Raw genomic sequence first — 10,444 nt, 5'->3', positions numbered from 1 at the left:
GTACCTGACCGATCCGAACGCCGATCCGGGCGACTACCTCGAGCTGAACATCGGTGCCGACCGTACCGCCGCGAACTACTTCTACCGCATCCCCGCGCTCGCCCACCTCGGCGACGGCGTGGTCCTCGCGTCGTGGGATGCCCGACCGGGGAGCGCGGCCGACGCCCCCAACCCGAACTCGATCATCCAGCGCCGTTCGACCGACAACGGTCGCACCTGGGGCCCGCTGCAGATCATCGCGGCAGGGAAGACCGGAAGCGGCCAGTACGGCTACTCCGACCCGAGCTACGTCGTCGACCGGGAGAGCGGCCGCGTCTTCGCGTTCTTCGTGCACTCCAAGGACCAGGGATTCCAGGGGAGCGCCTACGGAGACGACGACGCGAACCGGCAGGTCATGGGCGCCGCGGTGATCCACTCGGACGACGGCGGTGCGACATGGAGCGCCCCGCGGCTGATCACCGACGTCGCCAAGACCTCGAACGGCACCACCAGCGCAGGCGTGTACACGCCCGTGGCGGGGGACGTGAAGGGCACGTTCGCGACGTCGGGCGAGGGCATCCAGCTGCGTTACGGCGCCCACGCGGGCCGACTCATCCAGCAGTACGCCGGCACGGTGCGGCAGTCGAACGGATCGACGGCGATCCAGGCGTACTCGGTGTACTCCGACGACGGCGGTGTCACTTGGGAGCGCGGCGAGTATGTCGGCACCGGCATGGACGAGAACAAGGTCGTCGAGCTCTCCGACGGCCGTGTCATGCTCAACTCGCGCGACAGCTCCAACGGCCGTCTGCGCAAGGTGGCGATCTCGACGGACGGCGGCCACAGCTACGGGCCGGTCACCCGTGACCCCGAGCTGCCCGACCCCACGAACAACGCCTCGATCACGCGCCTGCACCCGGATGCCCCTGCGGCCAGCGTCGACGCGAGGAAACTGGTCTTCACGAACGCCAGCAACGGCGCCGACGGCAACCGCGTGAACGGGGCGGTGCGGCTCTCGTGCGACGACGGCGAGACCTGGCCGGGCCTGCGCACGCTCGAGACCGGCGCGTTCGCCTACTCCAGCGCCACGGCGATCGACGACGGCAGGGTGGGGGTGCTGTGGGAGGCCGGATACACGAACACCATGCAGTTCTCCTCGTTCGACGAGGCGTGGATGAACGCGGTGTGCGCCCCGCTGTCGGTGCCGCAGACCGCTCTCACCCCCGGTGCGGCCACCACGGTTCCGGTCACCGTCACGAACCAGGAATCGACAGCGCTCAGCGGTGCCGTCACCTTCCACACTCCGACCGGCTGGACGGCGACCACGGCGCAGGTCACCGGCCTCGCGCTGGGCGCGAGCGCCACCGTGAACGTGCAGGTCACCGCACCGCAGGGAGCCGCGGGCGCCCAGCGTCTGCAGGCCGCCTTCACCGCGGCCGACGGACGGCTGAGCCAGACGACGGCGACGCTCACGCTGCCGCAGTCGTCGGTGCTCGGCGCGACGCTCACAGCGACCAACACGTCGGCGGCGCGGAACGTCGTGACGAATCCGTACACCGTCGGCGAGCAGCTGAGCTTCCAGGTGCGGGTCGTGAGCACGGCGGGCATGAACACGGTCGTGACCCCGGCGGCGAACACCTTCACCACCGGCTTCGCCCCCACCGCGTGCCGGTGGCTGAACCTGCCGGCGTACGACGCCTACAACTGCAGCACCCCGCGGCGTACGCTCACGCAGGCCGACATCGACCGCGGCTGGTACACGCCGGAGTTCAGCTTCACCGTCGCGCCGGTCGACGGCTCGGCCCCCGCTGTCACCGTGGCCCACGCGGCCGCGCCCGTGGTGCTGCGCGACGGCGTGCTCGCGGCGACGATCACGGAAACGCGGGCGGATGCCGGGCGAGACCTGGCGGCGACCCCCTACGCGGTGGGTGAACAGGTGCCCTACGGCTTCCGGGTCGACAACCGCAGTCCGGTCACGGTCTCGGTGGTTCCCGCATCCGGCGACTTCTCGCCCTTCCTCCCGCCGGGGGCAGGAAACTGTCGGTATCGGGACCTGCCGGTCGGCGCGGGGTACGACTGCGGGACCGCGCGCCACACGGTGACCCAGGCCGACATCGACCGCGGCTTCTTCGTCGCCGACACGACGTGGACGGTCGAGGCGGCAGGGCAGTCGACGAAACGCATCGCCGTGGCGGGCGGCGAGGTCGATGTGATCGCGCGCACCCCCGGGGTGTCCGGCGCAGCAGTGGGTGAGTGGGCGGACGGGAACGGGAACGGCGTGGCCGATGCCTCCGACACCGTGACGTGGACCCGCACCGTCGAGAACATCGGCAACGTCGCGCTCGATGCCGTGACCGCTGCCGGAGCGGACGTGGGGGTGCTCGCCCCCGGTGAGAGGACGACCCTCGATCCGATCGTCGTCCGGCTCACGACCGACGACATCGCGCGCGGGTCGATCGATTCGGCCCCCTTCGATGCGGCGGCGGTGAACGGGGCGCTCGAGGTCTCCGCTTCGATCGACGCCTCGCCGCTCGTGCTTCCCATCGCCGCCGCATGGAGCACCGGGACCGTGTATGCCGAGGGGCAGCTCGTCTCGCTCGACGGGCGCCTGTGGCAGGCGTCGTGGTGGACGCGCGACCAGCGCCCAGGCGACCCCGTCGGTCCGTGGCAGGAGCTCGTATCCGACGCGGAGGGAGCGACCGTGTGGACGGCCACCCGCGTCTTCACCGCCGGCGATGCTGTCGTGCACGACGGCATGCGTTTCGAGGCGAAGTGGTGGACCCGCAACCAGCAGCCGGAAGCTGTGAGGACCGGCGGCCCGTGGCGGACGCTCGACTGACGCTTCTCCGCAGAGGGGGCAGCCGACGAGCGTCCTGAAAACTCACAGCCCGTTCCCAGGGCTGCGGGACCAAATCGGGCCGCTCGTCGGTTCTTCTCTGAGACGGCGCAGCCAGCGACGTCGGAGAAGGAGCCAGATCATGTCGAACGACTACGGCAAGACCCCCGAGGCCGTCAGCGGCCTCACCCACCTGCAGTACGAGGTGACGCAGCAGGACGCCACAGAGCCGCCGTTCCGCAACGCCTACTGGAACAACCACGACGACGGCATCTACGTCGATGTCGTGTCCGGCGAGCCCCTGTTCTCGTCGACCGACAAGTTCGACAGCGGTACCGGCTGGCCGAGCTTCACGAAGCCCATCGACGCCGACGCGGTGACCACGCGCACCGACCGGTCGCTGTGGATGAAGCGCACCGAGGCCCGTTCCGCCGGTGCGGACAGCCATCTCGGACACGTCTTCGACGACGGACCCCGCGCCGAGGGCGGTCTGCGCTACTGCATGAACTCCGCGGCCCTCCGCTTCATCCCGGCGGACAGCCTGGAGGAAGAGGGGTACGGTCGCTACAGCGCCCTCTTCGCACGCCCCACCACCACCGACACCCCCGACACCGCTGAGGAGCAGTCATGACCGACGACGGAAACATCACCCGCACCCCTGGAACCGAGACGGCCGTGCTCGCCGGCGGCTGTTTCTGGGGCATGGAAGACCTGATCCGCCGTCAGCCCGGCGTGCTCGACACCCGCGTCGGCTACACCGGCGGCTCGAACGACCACGCGACCTATCGCAACCACCCCGGCCATGCCGAGGCGGTCGAGATCGTGTTCGACCCGACGAAGACGACGTACCGCGACATCCTCGCGTTCTTCTTCCAGATCCATGACCCGTCGACCAAGGACCGTCAGGGCAACGACATCGGATCGAGCTATCGTTCCGCGATCTTCCCGCTCACACCGGAGCAGGAGACGGTCGCGCGCGACACGATCGCCGACGTCGACGCGTCCGGTCTCTGGCCCGCGAAGGCCGTCACCACGATCGAGCCGGCCGGTCCCTTCTGGCAGGCCGAGGAGGAGCACCAGGACTACCTGATCAAGTACCCGAACGGCTACACCTGCCACTTCCCGCGTGCGGGATGGGTGCTGCCGAAGCGCGACGAGGCCGCCGCCGTCTGAGCGCATCCCGACGTGTGGCCCGGTCGCCTGTCGACCGGGCCACACGTGTGTCGGATGGGTCTCTGCGGGCTAGGACTCGGCGGGCTAGGACTCGGCGGGCTGGGACTCTGCGAGGAACGCCACGGCCGCTTCCTTGAAGTCGCGGGAACCGGGGGCATTGAAGTGGTTCCGGTTCGGGATCTCGAAGAACCGACCGTCGGGGGCGGCCGCGGCCAGAGCCCGCGAGCCCTCGATGATCGCGTCCTTCGACCCGGTGGCGAAGAGGATCGGTCGAGTCGGCGCATCCGAGGGGTCGGGGTCGATCATGCCCGATGCCCGCATGCCCTCGGCGAGTGCGACGAGCGCCTGCAGGTCGTTGCCGGGCACCCGCTCGGTCAGCGCGATGTAGTTCTGTGTCGTCCGGTCGGCCACCGGCGTGCCATCGGCGATGTAGGCCCGCACCTGATCGAGGTCGAGCCGCGCGAGAGGGATGCCGTCCGGCACGCCTCCGAGCACCGCCCGTCCGATGCGATGCGGCAGCTCGCGGACGACCTCCCAGCCCACCCGCGCGCCGAGGGAGTACCCGACGTAGAACGCGTCGTCGACGAGGTACGTGTCCATCACGGTCTCGACGTCGGTGACCAGGGTGCGGATGCGATAGCCGTCGGGGTCGTGCGGCTTCTCGCTGAGGCCGTGCCCCCGCTGGTCGAGCGCCAGCACCCGATAGCCCGCACGCGTGAGCTCACGCACCCAGCCCGTGAGCACCCAGTTGTCGCGCGCGTTCGATGCGAAGCCGTGCACGATGACCACGACCGGGGCGTCGAGCTCACCCCAGGTGTAGGTCGCCAGCCGGGTGCCGTCGGCGGCGTACACGTGTTGGGGTGCGGGCATGCTGGTCAGGTCGGAGAGAGGGACGGCCACCTCTCCATCTTGGCCCTGTTCGCGGACGCGGGGCTCAGACGCCTTCGCGGGTCTGGGCGATGGGGCGGGCATCACCGGGCCACGGGGCACTGTGAGAAACGGCCCCCGGGGACCGAAGTCACCGGGGGCCGTTTCTCGTTCCGACGATCGCGAGGGTCAGACCCGATCGCGCAGGGCGGCACCGAGCTCGGCGTCGACGTTCGTCCAGTACTGGAAGAAGCGCTCGCGGATGGCGTCGACCGTGATCGAACGCCCCTGACCGGTCAGGGTCTCCAGGAAGCGCGCGCGCTGCTCACCGTCGAACACGTCGCGGTAGAGCGTGCCCGGCTGGCCGAAGTCGTCGTCCTCGGCGTGCAGGGTCGCGGCGGAGCGCTGGATCTCGCCGTCGGCTTCCCAGTTCACCTCGATGCCCTTCGACGGGTCGGCCTCCGGTCCGCCTGCCGCTCCGTAGGAGTTCGGCTGGTAGGTGCGGTGCGCGGCATCGTTGAACTGGTAGCGCATCGAGCCCTCGTGCTGGTAATTGCGGGCCTCGCTCGCGTGCGGCTGGTTCACCGGCAGCTGGTTGTAGTTCGGGCCGATGCGGTGGCGCTGGGCATCCGGGTAGGCGAAGATGCGCCCCATCAGCATCTTGTCCGGGGAGATGCCGGTACCGGGCACCTGGTTCGATGGCGAGAAGGCGGCCTGCTCGATCTGCGCGAAGAAGTTCTCCGGGTTGCGGTTCAGGGTCAGGGTGCCGACCTTGATGCGCGGGTAGTCCTTCTTGGAGATGGTCTTGGTGAGGTCGAACGGGTTGAACCGGTAGTCCTTGGCCTCGTCGTACGGCATGATCTGCACGTAGAGGTCCCACTTCGGGAACTCGCCGTCGGCGATCGAGCGGAACAGGTCGCGACGGTAGTGGTCGGCGTCCGACCCGGCGAGCTGCTCGGCCTCTTCGTTGCTCATCGCCTCGACGCCCTGCTGCGAGATGAAGTGGTACTTCACCCAGAAGACCTCGCCCGCGGCGTTGATCCACGAGTAGGTGTGCGAGCCGTAGCCGTTCATGTGGCGCCAGCTGAGGGGGAGACCGCGGTCTCCCATGAGATACGTGACCTGGTGGGCGCTCTCCGGCGACAGGGTCCAGAAGTCCCACTGCATGTCGGGGTCGCGCAGGCCCGAGTCGGCCAGTCGCTTCTGCGAGTGGATGAAGTCCGGGAACTTGATCGCGTCGCGCAGGAAGAACGTCGGAGTGTTGTTGCCGACGATGTCGAGGTTGCCCTCCTCGGAGTACATGCGGAGCGAGAAGCCGCGCACATCGCGCCAGGTGTCGGGCGAACCCTGCTCGCCGGCGACCGAGGAGAAGCGGATCAGGGTCTCGCTCGTCGCTCCTGGCTGGAAGACGGCTGCCCGCGTGTAGGCGGACACGTCTTCGGTGACGACGAACTCGCCGAACGCGCCGCCGCCCTTCGCGTGCGGGTTGCGCTCCGGCACCCGCTCGCGGTTGAAGGCCGCGATCTTCTCGACCAGGTAGTGGTCGTGCAGGACGGTGGGGCCGTCGGCACCGACGGCGAGCGAATGCGTGTCGCTCGCGATCGGGGCTCCGGCCTGCGTGGTGGTGGCAGGTTTCGTCATGGTGTTCTCCTTCTCCGCGTGGGCGCGACGATCAACCCCATCCGGGGACGGGCGATCGGCGGCCCTGCTACTGCGCGGCGTTCTGGCAACTGGGGCACAGGCCCCAGAAGGTGACTTCGGCTGTCTGGACGGTGAATCCCCCCGTCGAGGACGGGGTGAGACACGGAGCTTCACCGACGACGCAGTCCACATCGCCGATCGCACCGCAGGAGGTGCAGACGACGTGGTGGTGGTTGTCATCGATGCGCCGCTCGTAGAGCGCTGCGGAACCTGCCGGTTCGATCCGGCGGATGAGACCCGCCGTCGTCAGGTCCGCGAGGATGTTGTGCACCGACTGGATCGACGTGGTCGGCAGCACTTCGGACACGGCGCGGTAGACCCGCTCCGCATCCGTATGGGCCATGGAGTCGAGAGCCTCGAGAACGGCGACGCGGCCCGCGGTCGCCCGAAGCCCAGCGCCGCGAAGCGCCGAGTCGAGTTCTGTCTCCATCCCCCGAGGCTACCTTGTTTTTTGAATAACTCAAAAGAAAGAATTCCGGCATGCCGCGTCCGGCTGCGGGGAGAACCGGAGATCTAACCCAGGTGAGGTCCCAAAAGAGTCCTGGGAATCCGGCGAGCCCTCCGCTACTCTGGGCAAAATCACAGCTTGGGCGGCGTGGTGGTCGCGCGAGCGAAGCCGAGGGAGCCTCGATGCCGTCTCAGACCAGCCAGCCCGGTGTCCTGTCGTCTGCGCGAGAAAAGCAGCGCCGATCGTTTCTGGCTCGTCTTCGCGTCTCCCGTGCGCGTCGGAAGCCCTTTGCCGTCGTCGCGCTGCTGACTCTCGTGCTCGCTGGGCTCGTCGTCCCCGCGACGACGGCGAGCGCCGCCCCCGGTGACGCCGCACAGCTGTACCTGGGCCCGTCCTACGAGGGGCCGACCGTCGGATCGGACAAGGATCTGACCGCACCGACCGAGTGTCCGTCGAACTCCGTCCTCACCGGGGTGCAGACGGAGAACCGGCAGAACGTCCCCACGAACAGTGCGAACTCGATCCTGGTGCGATTCAGCATCCAATGCTCGACGATCACCGTGAACAACGCCGGGATCGTCACCGGCACCGTGAATCCGACCTGGATCACCGGACCCACCTGGGATCAGAGCCGCGGCAACGTGCAGACGGGCACCTGCCCCGCCAACACTTTCGTGCACCGCATCACCGGCACGACTTTCGTCGGTGACAACGGCAGCCGTTGGCCGTCGTCGGTGCAGATCACCTGCCGCCCCATGACTCTCGCGCCGGCGGGCGCGATCCGCGTCGATCTGGCCGCGACCCCGACGGTCATCACCATCGGTGAGAACTTCAACACGAACGGGGGCCTCGACACGCCGACCCCGCGCTGCGGCCCCGCAGACACGACCGGCACCAGCGACATCCTGGTCCGCGGCTACCGCGCGCAGAGCGGCGGGGAGGGCATCGACGGGTTCAACCCCTCGTGCGCCACGGTCCCCGACGACTTCGGCGACGCGCCAGCCAGCTACGGTTCCGTCTCCCACGAGCTGAACGCCGCGACCTACCTCGGCTGGTCGGCCGATGCCGAGACCGCGATGCAGTACAGCGCGAACGCGACCGGCGACAACCAGGTCGGCGGAACCGCGCCGAACCAGTTCATCAACGATGAGAACGGCGTCGCGACCTTCGGGCCGATCACGGCAGGGGTCACCGGCAGCTACTCGGTCTCGGTGCTGGTCTCGAACAAGGTGGAAGGTGCGGCCGCGACGCTCGTCGGCTGGGTCGACTTCAACCGGAACGGCGTCTTCGACGCGAATGAAGGCGTGTCGACGGTCGTGCCGGCAGGAACTCCCGATGGCTCCTCCGTCACGCTCACCTGGCCGGGCATCATCTCCCAGACCGTGGCGGGGCCGACGTTCGCGCGGTTCCGGATCGCCAACGGCACCGGCTTGACCACGTCTACGCCCACGGGTACCGGAGACCCCGGTGAGGTGGAGGACTATGCCCTCACCATCGCTGCGGCGAACCCCGGAATCTCGCTGTTCAAGTCCGCGTCGCCGTCCGGTCCGGATGACTTCACGGTCGGACAGGTCATCGACTACACGTTCGTGGTCACGAACACGGGCGATGTGCCCCTCACCGACATCAGCGTCGACGAGACCGCCTTCACCGGCTCCGGCACTATGTCGACCCCGGTCTGCCCGACGACGCCTCTGGCGCCTGGGGCACAGGCGACCTGTACTGCGAGCTATACGCTCACACAGGCCGACATCGACAGCGGTTCCCTCTCCAACACCGCGACCGCGACGGGCGTCCCGCCGGGCATCCTCGTGCCCCCGGTCTCCCCACCCTCGACCGTGAACGTGCCGGCGACATCCACGGCCGCGCTCACCCTCGTGAAGAGCGCTGACACCGCAGAGATCACCGCAGCGGGGCAGGCCATCGCCTACTCGTTCCAGGTGACCAACTCCGGCAACGTGACGCTCACGAACGTCACCGTGGATGAGACGGCGTTCTCCGGCACCGGAACGCCCCCGGTGATCACCTGCCCGGCGGGAGCCGCCTCGATGATCCCTGGCGCGCAGATCACGTGCACGGCGACCTATACGACGACCGTCGCCGACTACAACTCCGACTCCCTCGACAACACGGCCACCGCGACCGGCACCCCGCCCTCGGGCACGCCGCCGGTGTCGCCGCCGTCGAGCGTCGAGATCCCCGTCGCCTCGGCACCGGGGCTGACCGTGGCGAAGACGGCCGATCGCACGCAGCTCACGGCGGCGGGCGAGACGATCAACTATTCGTTCCTGGTGACGAACACCGGCAACGTCACGCTCACGGGCGTGACGGTGAACGAGACGGCGTTCTCCGGGACGGGGACGCCTCCGGTGGTCACGTGTCCCGCCGGCGCGGCGTCGCTCGCGGCAGGGGCGACCGTGACCTGCACGGCGTCGTACGTCGTGACACAGGCCGACATCGACTCGGGCGGCGTGACGAACACGGCGACGACCACCGGTACCCCGCCCACGGGTGAGCCTCCGGTGTCTCCGCCGTCGACCGTCGTCGTCCCCCCTAACCCCGTGCCCGGCATCAGCGTCGTCAAGTCGGCGAGCCCGAACACCCCTGACGCCTATCAGGTGGGACAGGAGATCACCTACTCGTTCGTCGTGACCAACACCGGCAACGTCACTCTCACCAACGTGACCGTGAACGAGGAGGACTTCTCCGGTTCGGGAACGCTGTCTCCGATCCAATGCCCGGCAGGCGCGGCTTCCCTCGCTCCGAGCGTTCAGATCGTCTGCACCGCCACGTACGTGCTGACCCAGGCGGATGTGAATGCGGGGCAGGTCACAAACAGCGCGACGGCGACAGGGGTTCCGCCCGGTGGTCTCGTTCCTCCGGTCTCGCCGCCTTCTGAGACCGAAGTCCCCATCGTCCCGGCTCCTGCGATCAGCATCGTGAAGTCGGCGACTCCTGCGACGATGACGGCCGTGGGCCAGACGCTCGCGTACTCGTTCGTGGTGACCAACACCGGAAACGTCACCCTCACCGACGTGACGGTCGACGAGACGGCGTTCTCCGGCTCCGGTTCACTGTCCGCAATCGTGTGCCCGGCGGGGGCTGCGAGCATGCTGCCCGGTCAGATCATCACGTGCACGGCGGAGTATCAGACGACGCAGGCCGACGTGGACTCGGGGCTCCTGACGAACACCGCCATCGCCACGGGCACCCCGCCGTCGGGGCAGCCGCCGGTCTCGCCGCCTTCGACGGTCGAGGTCCCGTTCGACGGGACCAACTCGCTCGCCCTCGAGAAGCGAGCGAACCCGGTCGACGTCAACGGCAACGGTGTCATAGACCCCGGCGACCGTATCGAGTGGACGATCATCGTCACGAACACCGGCGCGCAGACCATCGACGACATCGTCGTCAGCGACCCCACGGCTGGTCCGGTCACCTGT

General features: G+C 68.7%; 7 protein-coding genes. 4 read left to right on the top strand and 3 right to left on the bottom strand.

Annotated elements, in window-relative coordinates:
• From AX744_RS03760 to msrA, 3 genes are all read left to right on the top strand, one after another.
• A partial coding sequence (locus tag AX744_RS03760) for an exo-alpha-sialidase (protein ID WP_061015439.1) occupies positions 1-2,818 on the top strand: 2,818 nt, incomplete at its 5' end.
• Between the two features lie 139 nt (positions 2,819-2,957).
• Positions 2,958-3,446 carry a peptide-methionine (R)-S-oxide reductase MsrB gene (msrB, locus tag AX744_RS03755; protein ID WP_046748587.1) on the top strand — a complete coding sequence of 163 codons (489 nt, stop codon included), beginning with the start codon at positions 2,958-2,960 and terminating at the stop codon, positions 3,444-3,446.
• Positions 3,443-3,988, top strand: a complete 546-nt coding sequence (msrA, locus tag AX744_RS03750; protein WP_058632294.1) for a peptide-methionine (S)-S-oxide reductase MsrA — start codon at positions 3,443-3,445, stop codon at positions 3,986-3,988. Before msrB ends, msrA begins: the two co-directional genes overlap by 4 nt.
• Positions 3,989-4,072: 84 nt before the next feature.
• Here the strand turns inward: msrA and AX744_RS03745 are convergent, their stop codons facing one another.
• From AX744_RS03745 to AX744_RS03735, 3 genes are all read right to left on the bottom strand, one after another.
• Positions 4,073-4,888: an alpha/beta fold hydrolase gene (locus AX744_RS03745; protein WP_174799745.1), complete on the bottom strand. Its 816-nt coding sequence runs from the start codon at positions 4,886-4,888 to the stop codon at positions 4,073-4,075.
• A 156-nt stretch (positions 4,889-5,044) separates the two neighbouring features.
• Complete coding sequence (locus tag AX744_RS03740; RefSeq protein WP_061015438.1) at positions 5,045-6,496, bottom strand: catalase; 1,452 nt, start codon at positions 6,494-6,496, stop codon at positions 5,045-5,047.
• 67 nt (positions 6,497-6,563) lie between these two features.
• Entirely contained in the window at positions 6,564-6,986 is a 423-nt protein-coding gene (locus tag AX744_RS03735) for a Fur family transcriptional regulator (protein WP_058632292.1), read from the bottom strand.
• Between the two features lie 200 nt (positions 6,987-7,186).
• On the opposite strand from AX744_RS03735, the gene AX744_RS03730 reads away from it, so the two are divergent.
• Positions 7,187-10,444 (top strand): DUF7507 domain-containing protein (locus tag AX744_RS03730; protein WP_231728731.1); only part of this gene is annotated, 3,258 nt, incomplete at its 3' end.

The sequence above is a fragment of the Microbacterium sp. CCH5-D1 genome (assembly GCF_001557335.1).
GTDB lineage: Bacteria > Actinomycetota > Actinomycetes > Actinomycetales > Microbacteriaceae > Microbacterium > Microbacterium oxydans.
Note: the sequence above shows the minus strand (reverse complement) of the source record. Positions and strands in the feature narration are given on the sequence as shown.

What these genes read in the sequence shown, in the direction of transcription:
- msrA (WP_058632294.1), top strand. Translation starts at nt 3,443, where the DNA reads ATGACCGACGACGGAAACATCACCCGCACCCCTGGAACCGAGACGGCC.
- AX744_RS03740 (WP_061015438.1), bottom strand. Translation starts at nt 6,496, where the DNA reads ATGACGAAACCTGCCACCACCACGCAGGCCGGAGCCCCGATCGCGAGC.
- msrB (WP_046748587.1), top strand. Translation starts at nt 2,958, where the DNA reads ATGTCGAACGACTACGGCAAGACCCCCGAGGCCGTCAGCGGCCTCACC.
- AX744_RS03735 (WP_058632292.1), bottom strand. Translation starts at nt 6,986, where the DNA reads ATGGAGACAGAACTCGACTCGGCGCTTCGCGGCGCTGGGCTTCGGGCG.